Raw genomic sequence first — 18,466 nt, forward strand, 5'->3', positions numbered from 1 at the left:
TCTTTAAATATATAAAGGCAGATATGGCGGTACGAGGGAATGGCAAAAGGAACTGGTGCACAAAAGCTTGAGCTTCCTTCAGCAGAGAGCATTGCCGCGAGCGCATCTGAGGCCTCAAAAAGCGGCATTCCCCCGGTAGAACGCTGGAATCCGCCCTTTTGTGGTGATCTCGACATGCGGATCGCCCGTGATGGGACATGGTACTACCTTGGTACACCCATTGGTCGTCCGGGCCTTGTGAAACTCTTTTCGTCAATAATCCGCAAAGATGGCGAAGATTATTTCTTGGTCACTCCGGTCGAGAAGGTGGGAATCACCGTCGACGATGCGCCGTTTGTGGCCATCGACTTCGCCGTTTCGGACGCAGGTGCAGACCAAAAACTCACCTTTGAGACCCATGTCGGGGATAAAGTGACCGCGGGGCCAGATCATCCGATCCGCGTTTTCCGCGATCCCGACACCGGCGAGCCGTCGCCCTATATCAATGTGCGTCGCAACCTTGAGGCCCTTATTGATCGCAAGAGTTTCTACCGTCTTGTCGATATTGGCGTGCATCATGACGTTGATGGGGTGTCGTGGTTTGGTCTCTGGTCCACGGGTGAATTTTTCCCGATGATCCATTCCGCTGATTTGCCAGAATAAAGTGGCCTGAACTCAGTCAACGTATTTGTGATCTTGCAGAATTGCACAGGCGCAGTTCGCCACTCGGCATTTCTTTAAAGGCGTGTGAACGCCATAAACGTACGGACCCAGTGCGAGATGTCCGTGATCATGAACCGTAGCTTTATTGCGCATATTCTTTTTAGCGCCATTTCATCAGCACTGATGTCTGCGCTGGTCTGTGCGTTGGCGACTTACAAAGTTGCGGGGTTTGGCGGCGCATTCCTGCATGTTTGGCTCGGCGGCTGGCTTTTCGCCTGGCCTGCTGCGTTTGCAGTTCTCGCGACGCTTGGACCTGCTATTCGACGCAGTGTTTACAGGGGGTGCCAATGCCCTCTTGAGGTGCCGAACTCTGCCGGTAGGAGCGCTAGTGAGCCTCGGCCCAACTCTTCCCCTGACCTGCATCTACGGTGAGCGGGACATCAAGTTTGACAACCGGCTCTGACGCGGTCTCCATCACGTCACGCACAATCTTGACGGTTTCGTCGACCGCATCTTCCGGCACCTCGAAAATCAATTCGTCATGGACCTGCAGAAGCATTTTTGCAGGCAAGTCCTTGATAGCATCAGGCATCCGGATCATCGCGCGCCGAATGACATCTGCTGCCGTTCCTTGAATTGGCGCGTTGATCGCCGCGCGGCGTGCAAACCCCGCATGCGGACCTTTTGCATTGATTTCGGGCGTGTTTATTTTCCGCCCGAAGAGGGTTTGCACGTATTCCCGCTCTTTCGCGAATGCGATCGTATCGTCCATATAGGCGCGAATGCCCGGAAAGCGCTCAAAGTAGCGGTCGATAAACCCTTGCGCTTCTTCACGCGGGATCCGCAAATTACGAGCCAGTCCAAAGCCGGAAATTCCGTAGATCACACCGAAGTTGATGGCTTTAGCCTTACGGCGCACGTCCGGCGTCATATCCTCCAGCGCGACGTCAAACATTTCGGACGCAGTCATCGCATGGATGTCGATCCCGTCTTTGAAAGCTTTCTTCAGTGCCGGGATATCTGCGATATGCGCCAGAATACGCAATTCGATCTGCGAGTAATCGAGTGAGACGAGTAAGTTACCTTCATCGGCCACAAAGGCTTCCCGGATCCGACGGCCTTCTTCGGTACGGATCGGGATGTTCTGCAAGTTGGGATCGGTCGAGGCGAGCCGCCCGGTGTTCGCCCCGGCAATGGAATAGGACGTATGCACCCGGCCGGTATATTGGTTGATGTGATCCTGCAGGGCATCGGTATAGGTCGATTTCAGCTTTGACAGTTGACGCCAGTCCAGAACGCGCCGCGGCATCTCGTGCTCGGTTGCCAAGTCTTCCAGAATATCGGCGCCGGTTCCGTATGCACCGGTCTTGCCTTTCTTGCCGCCCGGAAGCTCTAGGCGGTCGAACAAAATCTCCCCCAGTTGCTTTGGTGAACCCACGTTGAAGGATCCCCCTGCAAGTTCGTGGATCTCATCTTCCAATGCGGCCATTTTCTGGGAAAAAGCATTCGACATACGCGAGAGTGTATCGCGATCCACTTTGATGCCATTCCGCTCCATCTGCGCAAGAACCGGAACAAGCGGTCGTTCGAGTGTTTCGTAAACTGTCGTGACCTGCTTTTGATGCAAAAGCGGCTTGAACAGATGCCAAAGCCGCAAGGTGACATCGGCATCCTCGGCGGCGTAGGGCACGGCCTTGTCAACTGGCACGCGGTCGAAGGTGATGGCCGACTTTCCAGTACCCAGCAGCGATTTTATCGGAATGGGCGTGTGGCCTAGATAGCGTTCGCTGAGTGCATCCATGGAATGGTTATGCAGCCCGGCATGAAGGGCATAGCTAAGAAGCATCGTGTCGTCGATTGGCGCGACGGTGATGTCGTAATGCGAAAAAATCTTGGCGTCGTACTTCATGTTCTGTCCGATTTTCAGAACACTTGGGTCTTCCAACACCGGCTTGAGCAGCTTGAGCGCCTCGTCGAAATCCATTTGTCCCTCGGACCGTTCTTCCGATCCGAAAAGGTCGTCGCCGCCTGCCTTGTGTGCCAAGGGAATGTAGCACGCATGCCCGGGCTCGACGCACAGGGATATGCCAACAAGATCAGCTTGCATCTCGTTCAGGCTCGTCGTTTCCGTATCCACGGCGACCCAGCCTCGCGCATAGATCCGGTCGATCCAGGATTGCAGATCTTCTGCGCTTCCGACGGCATCGTAAACAGCATCCTTCAGATCCGGCATCGACGGCGCGTCGACAGCGGTGGGTTCCGGTTCCGCAATAGCCGGAGCCTCTACGTCAAGCTTATCGGCGATCCTCTTGGTGAGGGTGCGAAACTCCATCTCCGCCAAAAATGACATGAGCTTGTCAGGGTCGGGATCTCGCACCTCCAGATCATCCAATGTGAATGTCAGCGGTGTTTCACAATCCAACTGGACCAAGCGCTTCGAGAGCCGGATCTGATCGGCAAATTCCACCAGTGTTTGGCGCCTCTTGGGTTGCTTGATCTCTTCGGCGCGGTCCAAAAGTTCTTCAAGGGAGCCGTATTCGTTGATCAGAAGCGCCGCCGTTTTGACACCGATGCCCGGAGCACCCGGCACATTGTCGACACTGTCGCCAGCCAAGGCCTGAACATCAACGACACGCTCCGGGCCAACCCCGAACTTGGCTTCCACACCTTCTGTGTCGATTGTCACGTTTTTCATGGCATCGAACATCTCGACACCATCACCGACAAGCTGCATCAGATCCTTGTCCGAACTGATGATCGTACAGCGACCACCCGCCGCCCTGGCATTGACCGCCAAGGTCGCGATCATATCGTCGGCTTCGAACCCTTCCATCTCTTCACACGCGATGTTGAACGCTTCGGTGGCCCGTCGGGTCAACGGGATCTGCGGTCGCAGGTCCTCGGGCATCGCATCGCGATTGGCTTTGTATTGATCGTAGATTTCATTGCGAAACGTGTGCGATCCCTTGTCAAAAATCACTGCGACATGGGTCGGTGCATTGGAACCTGTGTTGCCGTCAACATAGCGCTGCAACATGTTGCAAAATCCGGAGACAGCGCCAACAGGTAGCCCGTCTGACTTGCGCGTTAACGGTGGTAAGGCATGGTAAGCCCTGAAGATAAACGCAGAGCCGTCGATCAAGTGAAGATGGTGACCTTTGCCGAAGCCCATGCGATCCCCCAAGGCAGGTGTGAAAGTCACGTTTTCGCCCGAAGGCAAGAGCGGCGCAAGTCACTCCCGGTTAAATGACCATTAATCTGCGCGAGGTAGTTCAAAGCGCATGAATGACAGCGATTTCAAAATCGATCTTTCGACCGCGATGTCAGATGCAGCGAAGGCTCATGGCGCACTGGCCCAGATAGAGCTTGTTCGGATCGTCGACACAATCCGCTCCAATGGTGCGCGGGTTTCGCTTGGCGCCGCGTTGCGTCTAATGGCGAAGGAGCCCGCAGAGGCTGAAATCGCGGCGGGGCTTTGCAAAAGGGCAGGGGCCGCCTTCGAGAACGCCGTGAAGATGCCGCTGACCGATGACGCCATCGACGGGATCGATCAGCCCGCGCTGAAATGGATGCGAAAAGTCTTTCGCAGCGATCCAAGCCAAGAGGCAAACTTACGAAGCTACGCCGAGCTCGTGCGCAAGCTGATTGATCCGGGCGATGCTGGGGAAGATGAGCAACGCAAGGCTATCTTCGAACTTGCATTCTTTACACGAGATGTCTTCGCGCACAGTTTTCTATCGCTCTACGAAGCTCTTTACGGGGATCTGATTGAACAGCGCACTCAACGCGAACACACTGCGATCGAGACGACCGGAAAGGCCCATGAAGCCACTATAGAAATTGAACGCGTGACGCGGATGGTGCGCCTCATCTCGTTGAATGCATCGGTGGAAGCAGCGCGCGCTGGCGAAGCTGGTCGAGGATTTTCGATCATCGCGAGCGAGATCAAAACACTCTCAGACGAAATTGCTGCCGCGAGCGCCGATGTTCGGGATGGCATGACCGATTTGGTGCGACTGCTCGACGGCTGATGTTGACGCCGGTCTGCTGGCGATCACCGATCGGACTTGAGCTACACTTTACCTTCAAAATCGCGATGGATAATTTTCTTGTCGCAGTATCCGCACTCAACGAAGCCTTTGTCCCGCGGAATTTCGTACCAGACCCGGGGATGTCCAAGTGCGCCTTCACCGCCATCACAGGCCACACGGTAGCTGTCGACTATCTCGGTCTCGGGCGCATCAATCGGCATGGTGTAGTCCTGTCTTGCAAACGGTATTTCACCGTAATTGAGCTAGCGTGCCCTGCTCTGGCTCGCAAGGGATGATCTGATGAATTGGACAAGCAGGGTCCTTCAGTTTCACGAATTGATTTGGGCTATGCCTTGGCCAACATACGACCCAGACCACGACCTGCGAGAATGTGTATGTGCAAATGAGGAACTTCCTGCACACCATCGTTTCCTGCGTTGGAGATCAACCGATAGCCATCACCATCCTCGCCCGGCTGAATTTTCTGGTCCGCGCAGATCTTTCCGACCATTCGGTTGAAATCTGCAATCTCGGCGTCGCTGGCCTCCAGCGCGAAATGATCGAAACAGACGTAAGGACCCTTTGGGATAACGAGGATATGGATGGGCGCCTGAGGCGTGATATCACGAAACGCTAAGCTATGATCGCTCTCCATCACGGTGTCGTTGGGAATTTCCCCCCGCAGAATTTTCGCAAACACGTTTTGGTCGTCGTATTGGTAGCCCATTGGCTTGCTCCTATTCAAAAAAGAGATAGTCGATATCCAAGATATTGCGCGCGGCATCCAACTCAATATTCAGAAAACGAGCCAGAGCCGTCGCATTTTCTGAAGCCGACCGGGTTTCGCCGATGCGCATGAGATGGGCAAAGCCTTCATCGCGGATCGTGGCGATTTCATCCTCAAACGTTTGTCGAATTGGGGCGATGATGCCATTCACCACCTCGGGTGGCGTATTCTCGCGCGCCAACCCGATCCGCTGGGCATGTCCAAGAAGATACGCATCAGAGAAGTCGCACTCAATCTCAAGTATGTGTATCTCTGCACGGTCTCTCGCAAAATCCCGAAGCACTTCGATGTTGCTGGGATCAACGCAGATCAACAACTTGGACGTTTGATAGCTATCAAAGATAAGACGAAGAAGCGCGCGGTTGTGGCGTGTCCGCTTTGTCAGACTGGTTTCTATACCGCCAAGTTCGGGAAGCTCAGTGTCCTCTTCGTCGAAGATATATTCTAGACCGTTTACATGGGTTTCGTTGATGATCCGATCTGCCAGCCGCTTTGCGACGTGCCATTTTTTGCATGTCAGAACCAGTAAGGTGCGCTCCCGCCCGATCTGAGCTTGGTCTTCCCAGATGCGCGGGGCAAAACGCAAACCGCGCCGTCCCCGTGTCGTCAGGAACTGAAACAGCGACTGCCCTTCATCCGAAATTCGGAAATCCTCCCGCCCGGATACATAAAGCTCGCCCAGTCGCGTTTTCAGATCTGCAGCCTGCGGTGAAATTTTCCGCGCGAAGAGAAATTTTTGACTCAGAAGCAAATCATAGTGATCGTTGTAGAACGTAACCGGCATGCCGTAGTCGCTAAACATCAGAAATGTCAGGGTGCGTCCTTCTATTTCACTGTCGGGCACGAGGTGACGGACCATAGTCTGAAAAAACGTCTCATCGGGAATCCAGGTGGTCTTGAAGAATCGCATGACGTCTCGCCGGGACTTGGCGAATTCAAGGATCCATTCAACCGTGCGTCTCCTGAGACACCACCACTGGGACCCGATCATAATCTGCAGATCTTCGGGTATCGCACGCCGCAATCCCAGTTTCTTTTGCACCTCAAGCGCGCCGTAGAACAAGGATGGGTTTTGTCGTTCATTGAAGACGTGCCGGTAAACAAGCCGGTCTTCCTTCAGCCCTGTCTTTATCCAGTTGGAAGAAAAGAAGTCGAAGCTTTCAATGTAGTCTACATCTGTCTCATCCAGAAACGTATGCGCATAGGCGGCGGATTTGATTGGCATGCAATCACCCGACAGCATGTAGAAATGCGTTGCCCGAGGGAAAGCTTCCACAGCGGCTTCAACCGCTCGCAGGCTCGCTTCGACCAGCGACCACGCGCCCCAACCGCAGCGCACACGGTTACGGACAAAGGTCACCGACGCATTTCCGGCAAGAGCCTCCTGAATCTCCGCGTAGGCATCTTTGTTGGCCCGGGCATCGAAATGTATAGAGATGTAGTCTCCAGCGGCGGTCAGACGCTGGGCTTGATCCACAATTGCCTTGGGGTCTTTATGACACAGCAAAATGAAGGCAATCTTTGCCATCTGGATCAGCGCCCCGGCCTTGGTCTATCAGTTTTCAGGTTTGTCTACATAACCTTAGGGATTGTTGAATAAACAGCCTCAATCGGTTTGGACAGACCCAAGTTTATGTGGGCGCGCGTCTGCGTGGGAAGGAGCGGTCGATGGGGTTTCCCGGGACCTGGATGACGGAAAGCGAAAGCATGGTGTATCGGGTTGTGCCGAAATGCGCCTGCTCGACCATCGGTCAGATCATGTACTACTCCGACCACGGCAGTTTTTTCGATGGCGACATCCATGACGCATCCAACGGTTTGCATAAATGGGCCTTGGAAGACAGTCAGCCGCTGATCACCGACAATGTGCGGGCGCATCGCAGCTATGCATTTACATGTGTGCGCAACCCTTACGGTCGAATCCTGAGTTCGTTTTTTGACAAGATTTGCGGCATTCAGCGGAACGGCAAGCGATATCGTGGTAATCTGGTTCCGCTTATCATGCAGAAATACGGGGTTGAGGTTGGTGATCCTGAGAACGGATTTGAATTCGATCAGATCGCTTCATTTCGAAGGTTTCTGCTGTTTGCACGGGACACCATCCGCTGGCGGCGCCCGATGGAGCCGGATATTCACTGGTCCGCAATGTCCGGTCACATTTCGACTTTCATTCTAAACGGCGGCACCTACGATACCATCTTTTTCACCGAGCATTTCAACGACGGAATGCAAACTGTCCTATCCTCCGTCGAAACACCTGTGCCGGTAGAGCTTGCCGAAATTCCGCGGTTCAACGAGTCCGAGGGTCATGGGCCGAAGCGAGCGCATCCGATCGAAGACTATTTCGACGATCTGTCCATGCATCTGGTCTATGAGATCTACAAACGAGACTTTCAGTTGTTCAAGTATGACGTCGAAAATCCTGGCAACAAAATGCCGTTAGGCGAGATTGATCTTGATGAGGTTCACGCAAAACTTGGTGAATGAAGGACGGAAGGCAGCCAACGTAGTGTTCAGACAAGTGCTTGCGTTGCTTGTTCTGTTTCCCGCCCATCAGGAAGGTCGCGACAGAGCCATGCGGAGATTTTCCAGAGTACAAACGTGATCAGGATACCCGCATAGCCGTCGATTGCGTAGTGCCACGCCAGATGGACCGAGCCGATTAGTATGATGATCAGGAAGATCGTCATTACGATACCCGCCCATCTGCGGAAGCTGAATGCACCGATTGCCAGAAGGGTGGAGCTGGCCACATGCATGCTCGGCATGGCCGATATACCTTCGTTGGGCTCTGTTGGGCCCACATAGCTGTCCCAGAGCATTGTCTGTACGTCCAGCGCCCAGACGGGTGACGTTTGTGCAAAGGTGTTCAATGCGTCCATCAGCGGCACGTAGTCCGTCCCGTATCCCAGCCCCTCATAATAGACCGGCCCAGCAGATGCGAAAAGTGTCGCAAGTAGGTTTCCACCCACGCCCCACGTCAGCAGAAGCGCGATAAGGAATGTCATCCGCGCCCGCTGATTTTTATGCGCAAACCATGCGACGAACATGAAAAAGTAGAGCAGGAAGAACCATGCATGATATGCGACGTTCAAAGATGTTGTCATAAATGGTGTACCGAAGATTGGCATGAGCCATTCGTGCGGATATCGGCCAAAATGCATGGCCCGATCAATTTCTGCGAAGGCTGGATCCCAGGAAAACGCGTCATACAACGGAATAATTGATTTGAAGTAGGCGAAGCATGCAAAGAAAACCAGCAGGCAGGCCATTGCAAAAAGGCCGTTGAGCAGGCGCTGCCAGCTGCCGACAACCTTCCACAAGATGGATGCAAAAGCCGGAATGGGTTTTGCGGGACGATCAAAGATCGCCATCAAAATGAACGCGCGTATTGTCAGGATCACCAAAAAAAATGGGATCATGACGCCGCCGAGAACCGACAGCCTTTTCACGAAGGAGATATCGAATGCGATCCCCGTCGCGTTTTCAACAATCAAAGCGGCAAGGACGTGGACGACGATTAGTCCGACGAAGAAGCGATAGCGGTTGACCAGAACAAGTGGCTTACCCGCAGCAGACAAGGTGCCGCCCAATTCAACTACTGTCATGGATTTCGTCCCAATTAGCCACTAACTGCACCTTTGTTATCGCGAAACGTGGCGAGGATTGGGCATCGTCAGGACCTTTTGGAGCCCTCATAGCTGCAGCTCGTCAGGTATGTTGACCTGATGTGTTTATGAATTTTTTAGCATCTCTCGCGGTTGGCTAGATCAGTCCTTCGGCCCGCAGCAATGCGAGCAGGTCGCTTTCGGGCCGGGGGCCGATGTGGGAAATGACTTCCGCAGCCATCAAGACACCCATTCTGCCACAAACCTCAATCGTCCTGTTTGTCGCCAAGCCGAACAGAAAGCCCGCCGCGAACTGATCGCCCGCGCCGGTCGCATCTACGGGTGTCACCCGTGTAACCGGAACTTCCACTGTTTCGCTGTGCTGCTTCAGAATCACGGGATCTCCCGACCGGGTGCAGACAACCGTGTCGCAGGCGGATGCGGCGGCCGAGAGTGCGGCGTTCAGATCGTCCGTTTCATAAAGCGACAGCCATTCCGCCTCATTCCCGATGACCCAATCCATTGGCCCATCGATCAGCTTCTTGAAGTCTCCACGGTGACGATCTACGCAGAACGGGTCGCTCAGCGTGATCCCGGGACGCCCGCCCCCGCTGCGGCAGGCCTGCGCTGCGGCTTCAAAAGCCTGTTTCCCGAGATCTTTATCGAAGAGATAGCCTTCAAGAAAAAGGAAACGCGCTTTGCTCATGGCGGTAGTGTCCACGTCTCCGGGCGACAACTCGGCCGAGATGCCCAGATAGGTGTTCATGGACCGCTCGCCGTCGGGCGATACGAAGATCATCGAACGAGATGTTGGCAGTTCCCCACCATTCACGGGTGCATTGAGAAACGAGGTCCCCCCCACTTCCATCGCGTTGGCATAGAATTGCCCCAGGGAGTCGTTCGCGACTCTGCCCGTGAATCCGCAGGCCAACCCAAGCTCGCCAAGACCGGCCAAAGAGTTTGCGACCGATCCGCCTGGGACCTCCCGCCGGTCGGACATCGCTGCATAAAGAACCTCGGCGCGGTCCCGTTCGACCAGCTGCATGATGCCTTTCTCGATCCCCATATGGCCGAGAAATGTGTCTGGGGCGTGGGAGATAACGTCGACAATCGCGTTGCCGATCCCAATAACGTCGTAGCTGCTCATAAGTCGGTTTTTTCCTCAAAGGGGCAAAGGTCTCGGATCAGACAGTTCGGGCAATTCGGTTTGCGGGCTTTGCACACGTAACGGCCATGTAAGATCATCCAGTGGTGCGCGTGAAGTTGGAATTCAACGGGGATGTTGTCTTCGATAGATCGTTCAACCGCGTCGACATCCTTGCCGGGGGCGATGCCGGTTCTGTTGCCGATGCGGAAGATGTGCGTGTCGACCGCTTGGGCGGGATGACCCCACCACATGTTCAGTACGACATTTGCAGTCTTTCTACCGACGCCGGGAAGCGATTGGAGTGCGGCGCGAGACGACGGGACTTCACCATCGTACTGGTCGACCAGAATTTTGCTGAGCTTGATCACGTTCTTGGCTTTGTTTCGGTAAAGCCCAATCGTCTTGATGTGCTCGATCAACTTCTCTTCACCGAGCGCGAGCATCTTTTCCGGTGTGTCAGCGATCTCGAAAAGCGCGCCCGTGGCCTTGTTGACACCCGCGTCTGTCGCTTGAGCAGACAATGCCACCGCGACAACCAACGTGAATACGTTGGTGTGGTGCAGTTCTCCTTTCGGCTCGGCCTCTGCATCACGGAACCGCTCGAAGATTTTGTGAATTTCTTGGTATGAAAGCTGCTTGGCCATAGGCGGGGGGTATGCCGAAACTGGAAGCGTGGGGCAAGCGCCCGATCTCGCTAAAGTTTTAGATGAAATTGGCGGAATACCTGTGATGCATTAACCGTTCTTTTTGGGATTTGGCGGCAGAGTTTGCCAAAGTTGAGGAGAGCCTGATGCAAAAGCATACGTCCCAAGCCGCCGAATTCCCGGACCCGGTACCGCTCTCGGGTGGTTGTTTTGTGCATCAAGACGGGCTTGAGCACAGCGCCTTGAGCAACGAGGCCGTTGTCATGACCGATGATGGGCCCGCCCCTATCGCCTGGCTCAAACCGGGCGACAGGCTGCAGACATTTGGCGGTGGGACGCAAATGATTTCCGACATCGCCACATTTCGCTTATCCCAGTCAGATGCCGGCCCTTTTACCATGCTGGCCTGTGCCGGGGTTCTGGTTTCCCCCGCGACGCGCTTTCTAATTTCTGATTGGGTGCTTGAGCTTTACATCGGTCAAGCGACTATGCTGATCGAGGCGGCCATGCTCGGTGATGCAGAGCCTGTGAAAATGGACGTTGATCAACCGATATATCAACTCATCATGGATAAGCGTGCGCTGATATCTGTCGATGGTCTTTGGGTTGAGGCCGATGGGACTGACCCGCTTGTGCAGTCTATTTATCCAGACGCCGCCAAAGTTAATGCGGATCACTATGTTCTTCATGGCTGGGAGGCCGCGGCACTGGATTTGTGCAGCAAATCCCTCTTGCGCTCTGATCGTGCCAAAGATCGGGGTGTACGCGATGATTTTCAGAGCGAGCTTTATGAAGTCGCAAGTAACGGGTCGCTCCGGTCTGCCGGTTAAACTAATCTGACCCTGCAAGATGCGGAGGTTGGATATGCAAGCGACACCTTTATCGGTTCAAGACGATACGCCGGTCGAAACCGGCGGTTACCATTTCGAAGTCATGCGCCGAGCGATCACGCTGATCGACCAGCATGGTCCGGACCTGTCTCTTGATGAACTCGCCGCTCGGATGAACTTTAGTCCCGCGCATTTTCAGCGTATTTTTACGCGCTGGGCGGGCGTGTCCCCGAAACGGTTTCAGCAATATCTGACATTGGGCCATGCAAAAGCGCTCCTCTCGGAAGAGTTCACAACGCTCGCGACGGCGGATGCGGTGGGTCTCTCTGGCAGCGGTCGTCTGCATGACCTCTTTCTGCGTTGGGAGGCGATGAGCCCCGGCGATTTCGCCAAGAAAGGGCAAGACCTGACAATCAAATATGGTTGGTTTGACAGCCCGTTCGGGGAAGCGTTGAGCATGGGAACCGATCGCGGCCTCTGTGGCGTCGCTTTTTCCAACGAGACAGGGCGAGACGTCGCGATGGACGATATGCGCAGTCGCTGGCCGAACGCGTCTTTCGTAGAAGATCCTGATGCCGTCGCAGCTTGGACCAATGCCGCTTTCGCCGAGCAGGGCGAGACGAAGCTCTACCTCATCGGCGCGCCGTTTCAGATCAAAGTGTGGGAGGCGCTGCTGCGTATCCCATCCGGCCAAGTGACGACTTATTCTGAGATCGCGGGTTCAATCGGAAAACCTCGCGCAGTGCGTGCTGTCGGAACGGCGGTTGGTCGGAACCCGATCAGTTGGCTTATTCCCTGTCATCGCGCATTGCGGAAATCGGGTGGTTTAGGCGGCTACCATTGGGGCCTGCCGCTCAAGCGCGCCATGCTTGCCTATGAGACCGCACGGAAAGAGGCGGGCTAACCTGCAACAAATATCACGGTTTGGCAGGTTCACGCCGAATGTTACCAAAAGTCCTTCACATTGATATTGGATAACAGGACAGACCCGGTCATGAAGGCGCTCAGAACCAACGAGACCTGAGAGGCTGGTAAGATGACTTCCAAACTTTTGATCACGGCGGCTGCCGTCCTTGCGCTTGGCGCTTGTACCGAGGCGCAACTTGCCAACGGCAATGGTGATCCCAACCAACGCGCTAAGACAGGTGCCTTGATCGGTGGGGCGATCGGTGGACTTGTCGGGGCTTCAAGCGATGACGACAAACTGATCAAGGGCGTGGTCGGGGCTGGCGTCGGCGCCGCTGTCGGCGGTGTTATCGGTAACCAGTTGGACAAGCAGGCCGCTGAACTACGCCGTGATATTCCGGACGAGCGAATTCGTATTGAGAACACGGGATCCGAGCTTGTGGTGACGATGCCGCAGGACCTTCTTTTTGCGGTAGACAGTGCCTCCGTGCGCTCTGACCTACAGTCAGATCTACGGGCATTGGCCAATAACTTGCGAGACTACCCGGATACGACTGTCAACATCATCGGTCATACCGACAGCACCGGCAGTGACAGCTACAACTTCTCCTTGTCTGAACGCCGCGCGGATGCGGTGTCATTCGTTCTGCAAGACGCAGGTGTATCCCGCGGACGTATCCGGTCCTTCGGAGAAGGCGAGACACGCCCGATTGCATCAAACGAAACTGCATCTGGTCGGGCCAGAAACCGGCGTGTGGAAATAATAATTCGTCCAAACGCCGCATAATATATCTCTGACAGTGAAGCAGTGGCCTGTCCCGGAAACGGGGCAGGCCATTTCCATTGGCGCGGCTCGATTTGATACGATTGACCCGCGTGAAAATAATTGGTAAAAAGATATTACCAATTTTTACGGGAGAGCGCCAAATGGAAATGCCGGTTCCAAACGCGAACGTCGTGTCACGCAAGGCGAGATTGGTGGAACGGCTTCGGGATGTCCTGCCCTCTGATGCTGTGATCGACGACGAATTCGAAACCCGTGCCTACGAATGTGATGCACTGACGGCCTATAGATGTCCGCCGCTTTGCGTGGTGCTTCCAAGAACGACGGAAGAGGTATCGGCGGTCCTCAAGATCTGCAGCGACATGGGCGTGCCAGTCGTCCCAAGGGGCGCAGGCACGTCGCTTGCGGGCGGTGCGTTGCCTACTGCAGACAGCGTGATCCTCGGGGTCGCCCGAATGAATGACGTGCTGGAGACGAATTACGACGACCGCTACATCAAGGTGCAGACCGGCCGCACCAATCTAAGCGTCACCGGCGCCGTCGAGGCGGATGATTTCTTCTACGCTCCGGATCCATCCTCCCAGCTGGCCTGCGCCATCGCGGGAAATATAGCGATGAATTCAGGCGGGGCGCATTGCCTGAAATACGGTGTGACCACCAACAATTTGCTTGGCGTGAAGATGGTCTTGATGGATGGTACAGTCGTTGAGGTGGGTGGTGCCCATCTTGATGCATCCGGATACGACCTGCTCGGTCTGATCTGCGGATCAGAGGGCCAATTGGGTGTCGTAACGGAAGCCACATTGCGCATCCTGAGAAAGCCCGAGGGCGCCCGCCCGGTGCTAATGGGGTTCAATTCCAACGAGGTGGCCGGTGCGTGTGTCAGCGACATCATCAAGGCAGGCGTTTTGCCCGTCGCCATTGAGTTCATGGACCGCCCTGTTATTCGCGCGACGGACGCATTTTCCGGGGCGGGCTATCCTGACTGCGAAGCGCTGCTGATCGTAGAGGTGGAAGGGTCCGAGGCCGAAATCGACGAACAGCTCGGAGTGATCCTTCAAATTGCCCGCAAGCACGATCCCGTAGAACTGCGCGAAAGCAAGAGCGCCGAAGAAAGCGCAAAGATCTGGCTGGGTCGAAAGTCGGCCTTCGGTGCCATGGGGCAGATCAACGATTATATGTGTCTCGATGGCACGATACCTGTCTCTTCCCTGCCGTTTGTTCTGAAACGGATCGGAGAGCTTTCGCAGGACTACGGTCTGGATGTGGGGAACGTCTTTCATGCGGGCGACGGGAATATGCACCCGCTCATCCTGTTTGACGCCAACAAGCCCGGTGATTTGGAACGGTGCGAGGCGATGGGGGCTGACATTCTGCGTTTGTGTGTCGAAGCGGGCGGTTGTCTGACCGGGGAACATGGCGTCGGGATTGAGAAGCGCGACCTGATGGTAGATCAGTTCACACCCGAGGATCTGGACATCCAAATGAAGGTCAAAGACGTGTTTGATCCAAGTTGGTTGCTAAACCCCGCCAAGGTCTTTCCCCTCAAATCAAGCGAGACACGCCGCGCGGCCTAAAATCCGCGCAGCAACATGAGACATTTGAAAGGGATCCAACGTGCTGGAGCCGACATCCGAAGCCGATCTGGCAGACATAATCCGGAGGGCAAGCGAGCCGCTTAACATCCGGGGCGGTGGGACGCGGGGCATTTCCGCGCCATCTGGACAAGTTCTGTCCACCCGTAGCCTGTCTGGAATCGAGCTTTACGAGCCCGGTGCACTGACGCTTGTCGCCAAGGCCGGGACACCGATGTCCGAGATTGAGACCGCCTTGGCTTCAGAAAATCAACGACTTCCGTTTGAACCTATGGATCACCGTGCAGTGCTCGGCACGGACGGGGTTCCAACGATAGGCGGCGTTGTCGCGGCGAATGTATCTGGGCCAAGGCGTATTCAAGTGGGTGCATGCCGGGACAGTCTGATTGGGGTTCGTTTTGTCGACGGTCAGGGGACCGTGCTGAAAAACGGTGGCCGGGTGATGAAGAATGTCACCGGATACGATCTTGTGAAACTTATGGCTGGCAGCTACGGGACGTTGGGCGTGTTATCCGAAGTTGCATTCAAGGTTCTACCGGGGGTCGGTGCAAGCGCAACTCTTACACTAAGGGGTTTGCCCGTTCCGCAAGCTGTACAAGCGATGTCTGCCGCTTTGGGATCCCCCTTTGAGGTGTCCGGCGCGGCCCACGATCCCGCGAGACAGGAAACCTATCTCAGGCTTGAGGGGTTCGCTGATTCAGTCGAGTACCGTGCGCGTATGCTTACCGAGCAGCTAGCGTCATTTGCGAAGGCAGATGTCATCAGTGATCCTGACCTCAGCGCGGCAACTTGGAAAAAGATACGTGATGTTGAACCATTCACGGGCGCCGACGGTGACGTCTGGCGAATTTCCGTCAAGCCCAGTGACACGCCGCAGGTGGTCAATCGGTTATCGGATGCGCAGTGCCTGCTCGACTGGGGCGGCGGGCTAATCTGGGTTCTGGCTCCGACCAGCACGGACGTGCGCGCGACACTTGCAGGCATTCCCGGCCACGCGACGCTGGTCCGCGGTGCGTCTACGGTTCGTTTCCATCCAGAGGCCCCGACAATTGCCGCGCTCAGTGCCACACTTCGAGAAAAATTTGACCCGCGCGCCATCCTCAACACAGGGCTTATGGGCGTGGCCACTCCCGCTGCTGCCTGACTCTTTCCCCTCAAACTATCTGGTATTCATGCAAACAACATTTACGCCTGAGCAGCTCAAAGATCCCGCAATCGAGCGCTCGAACGAGATTCTGAGGTCTTGCGTTCATTGCGGGTTCTGCACTGCAACCTGTCCGACATACCAAGTCCTTGGCGATGAATTAGACAGTCCGCGGGGCCGTATTTATCTGATCAAGGATATGCTTGAAAACGAGCGTGTGCCGGATGAGAAGACCGTCAAACATATAGATCGGTGCTTAAGTTGTCTGGCCTGTATGAGCACTTGCCCGTCCGGTGTGCACTACATGCATCTCGTCGATCATGCGCGGGAATACATTGAAGAACATTATGACCGTCCTTGGTCTGACCGCGCCTTGCGCTGGATTCTCGCGCGTATTCTTCCCTATCCGACGCGGTTTCGTGTGGCATTGTTGGGCGCCAAGATAGGGCGACCATTTGCAGGACTGATGCCAGATGCACGCCTCAAGGCGATGCTGAATATGGCACCGAAAACCATTCCGCCCGTTAGTCTGAATGATGATCCGCAGGTTTTTCCTGCGAAAGGCGTGCGGCGTATGCGGGTCGCCCTAATGACCGGCTGTGCGCAACGCGCACTAAATACTGACATAAACGACGCGACGATCCGGCTGCTGCGGCGGCTCGGCTGCGATGTCGTAATTGCAGACGGGCAGGGGTGCTGCGGCGCGCTCACCCATCACATGGGCAAAACCGAAGAAAGCCATCGGACCGCGGCGAAGAATATCAAGGCCTGGACTCGCGAGATTGCGGGCGATGGTCTTGATGCGATCGTAATCAATACATCCGGTTGCGGAACGACGGTGAAAGACTACGGTCATATGTTCCGAACCACGGATCTTGCGGAGGATGCGGCGATCATCGCCGGATTGACGAAGGATGTCAGCGAGGTCCTTGTCGACCTTCTCAAGCCTGAAGCTATCAGCCTCAGTCCGAACACCGCGCGGATGGACATCGCTGGAACTGACCGTGTCACGCCGGACCAGACTGAGGGGGCAGCGGTGCGTGTCGCATATCACGCGGCGTGTTCTCTTCAACACGGGCAGCAGATCAAAACGTACCCAAAAGACCTGCTCAAGATTGCCGGGTTTGAAGTGGTTGAGCCAGCTGATCCTCATTTGTGTTGCGGGTCGGCCGGGACGTATAATCTGATGCAGCCTGAGATTTCGGGCCAATTGAAAGCACGAAAGGTCAAAACCCTTGAGGCCAAATCGCCGGACATCATAGCGGCGGGCAATATAGGTTGCATGATGCAAATCGGATCGGGGACGTCGGTGCCGATCGTCCATACAGTTGAACTTCTTGACTGGGCATCCGGTGGGCCAAGGCCGCCTGCACTTGATCCGAATTTACGCTCCGCCACAATTGATTTGAAGATGCCGCGGCTCCGCTCCGAATAGGCCGTAATTCGGCCCAATCATATCAATACCCCATCTTTGTACACGGTTGATGGAGTATGGTATGCGGTTTGTTTTTCAACTTTTGGCGGGCGCCCTTGTCGGGTCTCAGGCTTACAGTGCTGATCTTAGCGCGCTTCATTCACTGGATACGGCGGAGGCAGGCCGCGACTGGCAGGCGGTAGGTCGCATCGATATCGGTGGCACCGGGTTTTGCACGGGTACTTTGATTTCTTCAAATCTAGTTCTGACTGCAGCGCACTGCCTGTTTGACACCAAATCTGGCCTGCGGGAGCTTGATAACGAGATCGAATTTCTTGCTGGATGGCGCGATGGACACGCCGTCGCACACAGAACCGCGCAGCGCACCGTCGTGCACCCCGATTACGACTTCGATCAGGTGGTCAGTCTGGATCGTGTGGCCACGGACCTCGCCGTTATTGAATTGAACGAACCTATCGCGATTGCGGATATCTTGCCTTTCGAGACCAGCGAAACAGCCAGCGCGGGACAGGTCGTTCAGGTTGTGTCCTATGCGATGGAGCGCTCGGACGCGCCTTCGCTTGAAGAGGCATGCTATGTGCTTGCGGATGACGACGGAATGCTGATCACCTCATGTGAGGTTGACCTCGGCGCATCGGGCGCGCCTATCTTTGGAATGGAAAACGGCAAAGCGCATATCGTTTCGGTCGTTTCCGCCAAGGCGCAATGGGGTCCTCAGGAGGTCGCGCTTGCAGTGTCATTGGAGAAAAACTTACTGCTGGTTCTCGGCCAATTGGAGCAGGATGGTGATCTTTATTCCGACTCAGATCTGGAGATGCTCCAGTCCGCTCAGGCTCAGGTGTCCGTGCCCTAAAATCTGAGTTTTGCACCTCTTGAAAAGCAAAATCGCGGTTCCCAGATTTGTTCTATCCGA

At 55.3% G+C, this 18,466-nt stretch carries 18 protein-coding genes; 11 read left to right on the plus strand and 7 right to left on the minus strand.

Annotated features, from left to right (window positions below):
• Positions 1–39 precede the first annotated feature (39 nt).
• Together KIN_RS00660 and KIN_RS22625 are read left to right on the plus strand one after the other, a co-directional pair.
• Positions 40–642 (plus strand): DUF1285 domain-containing protein, encoded by a 603-nt coding sequence (locus KIN_RS00660; protein WP_159804043.1) that lies wholly within the window; start codon positions 40–42, stop codon positions 640–642.
• A gap of 129 nt (positions 643–771) precedes the next feature.
• Positions 772–1,074: a DUF2798 domain-containing protein gene (locus tag KIN_RS22625; RefSeq protein ID WP_159804044.1), complete on the plus strand. Its 303-nt coding sequence runs from the start codon at positions 772–774 to the stop codon at positions 1,072–1,074.
• On the opposite strand, the gene polA is transcribed toward KIN_RS22625, so the two are convergent.
• Positions 1,028–3,814 (minus strand): DNA polymerase I, encoded by a 2,787-nt coding sequence (polA, locus tag KIN_RS00670; protein ID WP_159805276.1) that lies wholly within the window; start codon positions 3,812–3,814, stop codon positions 1,028–1,030. The genes KIN_RS22625 and polA overlap by 47 nt on opposite strands.
• 109 nt (positions 3,815–3,923) lie before the next feature.
• On the opposite strand from polA, the gene KIN_RS22530 reads away from it, so the two are divergent.
• The gene (locus KIN_RS22530) at positions 3,924–4,673 is read left to right on the plus strand and encodes a methyl-accepting chemotaxis protein (protein ID WP_159804045.1); all 750 of its coding nucleotides are present in this window, start codon (positions 3,924–3,926) and stop codon (positions 4,671–4,673) included.
• A 41-nt stretch (positions 4,674–4,714) separates the two neighbouring features.
• Here KIN_RS22530 and KIN_RS00680 read toward each other — a convergent pair whose 3' ends face one another.
• The 3 genes from KIN_RS00680 to KIN_RS00690 form a co-directional block, all read right to left on the minus strand.
• Complete coding sequence (locus tag KIN_RS00680; RefSeq protein ID WP_159804046.1) at positions 4,715–4,894, minus strand: zinc-finger domain-containing protein; 180 nt, start codon at positions 4,892–4,894, stop codon at positions 4,715–4,717.
• A gap of 125 nt (positions 4,895–5,019) precedes the next feature.
• Entirely contained in the window at positions 5,020–5,400 is a 381-nt protein-coding gene (locus KIN_RS00685; RefSeq protein ID WP_159804047.1) for an HIT domain-containing protein, read from the minus strand.
• A gap of 10 nt (positions 5,401–5,410) precedes the next feature.
• The gene (locus KIN_RS00690) at positions 5,411–6,988 is read right to left on the minus strand and encodes a DUF5928 domain-containing protein (RefSeq protein ID WP_159804048.1); all 1,578 of its coding nucleotides are present in this window, start codon (positions 6,986–6,988) and stop codon (positions 5,411–5,413) included.
• Positions 6,989–7,128: 140 nt separating this feature from the next.
• Here KIN_RS00690 and KIN_RS00695 point away from each other — a divergent pair, with 140 nt between their 5' ends.
• Positions 7,129–7,947, plus strand: a complete 819-nt coding sequence (locus KIN_RS00695) for a sulfotransferase family protein (protein ID WP_159804049.1) — start codon at positions 7,129–7,131, stop codon at positions 7,945–7,947.
• A 26-nt stretch (positions 7,948–7,973) separates the two neighbouring features.
• Here KIN_RS00695 and KIN_RS00700 read toward each other — a convergent pair whose 3' ends face one another.
• From KIN_RS00700 to nth, 3 genes are all read right to left on the minus strand, one after another.
• Positions 7,974–9,068: a phosphatase PAP2 family protein gene (locus tag KIN_RS00700; protein WP_159804050.1), complete on the minus strand. Its 1,095-nt coding sequence runs from the start codon at positions 9,066–9,068 to the stop codon at positions 7,974–7,976.
• 157 nt (positions 9,069–9,225) lie between these two features.
• Positions 9,226–10,215: an adenosine kinase gene (locus tag KIN_RS00705; RefSeq protein ID WP_159804051.1), complete on the minus strand. Its 990-nt coding sequence runs from the start codon at positions 10,213–10,215 to the stop codon at positions 9,226–9,228.
• Positions 10,212–10,859: an endonuclease III gene (gene nth / locus KIN_RS00710; protein ID WP_159804052.1), complete on the minus strand. Its 648-nt coding sequence runs from the start codon at positions 10,857–10,859 to the stop codon at positions 10,212–10,214. Before nth ends, KIN_RS00705 begins: the two co-directional genes overlap by 4 nt.
• A gap of 146 nt (positions 10,860–11,005) precedes the next feature.
• Here nth and KIN_RS00715 point away from each other — a divergent pair, with 146 nt between their 5' ends.
• The 7 genes from KIN_RS00715 (at position 11,006) to KIN_RS00745 (ending at position 18,406) form a co-directional block, all read left to right on the plus strand.
• Positions 11,006–11,689 (plus strand): Hint domain-containing protein, encoded by a 684-nt coding sequence (locus KIN_RS00715; RefSeq protein WP_159804053.1) that lies wholly within the window; start codon positions 11,006–11,008, stop codon positions 11,687–11,689.
• Positions 11,690–11,723: 34 nt separating this feature from the next.
• Entirely contained in the window at positions 11,724–12,593 is an 870-nt protein-coding gene (locus KIN_RS00720; RefSeq protein ID WP_159804054.1) for a bifunctional helix-turn-helix domain-containing protein/methylated-DNA--[protein]-cysteine S-methyltransferase, read from the plus strand.
• Between the two features lie 132 nt (positions 12,594–12,725).
• Positions 12,726–13,382: a YiaD family glycine zipper/OmpA-like lipoprotein gene (locus tag KIN_RS00725; protein WP_159804055.1), complete on the plus strand. Its 657-nt coding sequence runs from the start codon at positions 12,726–12,728 to the stop codon at positions 13,380–13,382.
• 140 nt (positions 13,383–13,522) lie between these two features.
• Positions 13,523–14,956 (plus strand): FAD-linked oxidase C-terminal domain-containing protein, encoded by a 1,434-nt coding sequence (locus tag KIN_RS00730; protein WP_159804056.1) that lies wholly within the window; start codon positions 13,523–13,525, stop codon positions 14,954–14,956.
• Positions 14,957–14,999: 43 nt separating this feature from the next.
• Positions 15,000–16,118 carry an FAD-binding protein gene (locus tag KIN_RS00735; RefSeq protein ID WP_159805278.1) on the plus strand — a complete coding sequence of 373 codons (1,119 nt, stop codon included), beginning with the start codon at positions 15,000–15,002 and terminating at the stop codon, positions 16,116–16,118.
• A 28-nt stretch (positions 16,119–16,146) separates the two neighbouring features.
• A complete protein-coding gene (gene glcF / locus KIN_RS00740; RefSeq protein WP_159804057.1) occupies positions 16,147–17,553 on the plus strand; it encodes a glycolate oxidase subunit GlcF in 1,407 nt (468 codons plus the stop codon).
• A 61-nt stretch (positions 17,554–17,614) separates the two neighbouring features.
• Positions 17,615–18,406, plus strand: a complete 792-nt coding sequence (locus KIN_RS00745; RefSeq protein ID WP_159804058.1) for a trypsin-like serine peptidase — start codon at positions 17,615–17,617, stop codon at positions 18,404–18,406.
• Positions 18,407–18,466 lie beyond the last annotated feature (60 nt).

This window comes from Litoreibacter roseus (assembly GCF_009811795.1).
Taxonomy (GTDB): Bacteria; Pseudomonadota; Alphaproteobacteria; order Rhodobacterales; family Rhodobacteraceae; genus Litoreibacter; species Litoreibacter roseus.

Bases quoted from the DNA above. Each gene is read 5' to 3' on its own strand.
- KIN_RS00660 (WP_159804043.1), top strand. From the start codon at position 40: ATGGCAAAAGGAACTGGTGCACAAAAGCTTGAGCTTCCTTCAGCAGAG.
- KIN_RS22625 (WP_159804044.1), top strand. From the start codon at position 772: ATGAACCGTAGCTTTATTGCGCATATTCTTTTTAGCGCCATTTCATCA.
- polA (WP_159805276.1), bottom strand. From the start codon at position 3,814: ATGGGCTTCGGCAAAGGTCACCATCTTCACTTGATCGACGGCTCTGCG.
- KIN_RS22530 (WP_159804045.1), top strand. From the start codon at position 3,924: ATGAATGACAGCGATTTCAAAATCGATCTTTCGACCGCGATGTCAGAT.
- KIN_RS00680 (WP_159804046.1), bottom strand. From the start codon at position 4,894: ATGCCGATTGATGCGCCCGAGACCGAGATAGTCGACAGCTACCGTGTG.
- KIN_RS00685 (WP_159804047.1), bottom strand. From the start codon at position 5,400: ATGGGCTACCAATACGACGACCAAAACGTGTTTGCGAAAATTCTGCGG.
- KIN_RS00690 (WP_159804048.1), bottom strand. From the start codon at position 6,988: ATGGCAAAGATTGCCTTCATTTTGCTGTGTCATAAAGACCCCAAGGCA.
- KIN_RS00695 (WP_159804049.1), top strand. From the start codon at position 7,129: ATGGGGTTTCCCGGGACCTGGATGACGGAAAGCGAAAGCATGGTGTAT.
- KIN_RS00700 (WP_159804050.1), bottom strand. From the start codon at position 9,068: ATGACAGTAGTTGAATTGGGCGGCACCTTGTCTGCTGCGGGTAAGCCA.
- KIN_RS00705 (WP_159804051.1), bottom strand. From the start codon at position 10,215: ATGAGCAGCTACGACGTTATTGGGATCGGCAACGCGATTGTCGACGTT.
- nth (WP_159804052.1), bottom strand. From the start codon at position 10,859: ATGGCCAAGCAGCTTTCATACCAAGAAATTCACAAAATCTTCGAGCGG.
- KIN_RS00715 (WP_159804053.1), top strand. From the start codon at position 11,006: ATGCAAAAGCATACGTCCCAAGCCGCCGAATTCCCGGACCCGGTACCG.
- KIN_RS00720 (WP_159804054.1), top strand. From the start codon at position 11,724: ATGCAAGCGACACCTTTATCGGTTCAAGACGATACGCCGGTCGAAACC.
- KIN_RS00725 (WP_159804055.1), top strand. From the start codon at position 12,726: ATGACTTCCAAACTTTTGATCACGGCGGCTGCCGTCCTTGCGCTTGGC.
- KIN_RS00730 (WP_159804056.1), top strand. From the start codon at position 13,523: ATGGAAATGCCGGTTCCAAACGCGAACGTCGTGTCACGCAAGGCGAGA.
- glcF (WP_159804057.1), top strand. From the start codon at position 16,147: ATGCAAACAACATTTACGCCTGAGCAGCTCAAAGATCCCGCAATCGAG.
- KIN_RS00745 (WP_159804058.1), top strand. From the start codon at position 17,615: ATGCGGTTTGTTTTTCAACTTTTGGCGGGCGCCCTTGTCGGGTCTCAG.